Here is a 246-nt window from a genome sequence, read left to right on the forward strand (position 1 = left end):
CTACATCATAATTAGCGGTTAACGGAGATTCGTCCTGATAACGGGCATGAATATTCATCCGGCTTCCAATAATGTCAAAAGAGGTGTTTTTAAGATAAACTTCTCCTTTATTTACAGAAGCCGTTCCTTTAAGATGATTAAGCCCTAAACCTTTAAATTCTACTTTTTTTGCATTAGCTTCCAGCGCTACATCCAGATTTTTCGGAACGATTACTACACCGCTGCTTTTTGGGTTTTCGGCTTTAG

1 protein-coding gene is annotated in these 246 nt (G+C 38.2%); it reads right to left on the reverse strand.

Annotated features, from left to right (window positions below; translation table 11 throughout):
• On the reverse strand, nt 1-246 hold a 246-nt coding region (locus SCA31_RS24995; RefSeq protein ID WP_410699643.1), incomplete at both ends, for a hypothetical protein.

The organism is Chryseobacterium sp. SIMBA_028, from assembly GCF_046535285.1.
GTDB lineage: Bacteria > Bacteroidota > Bacteroidia > Flavobacteriales > Weeksellaceae > Chryseobacterium.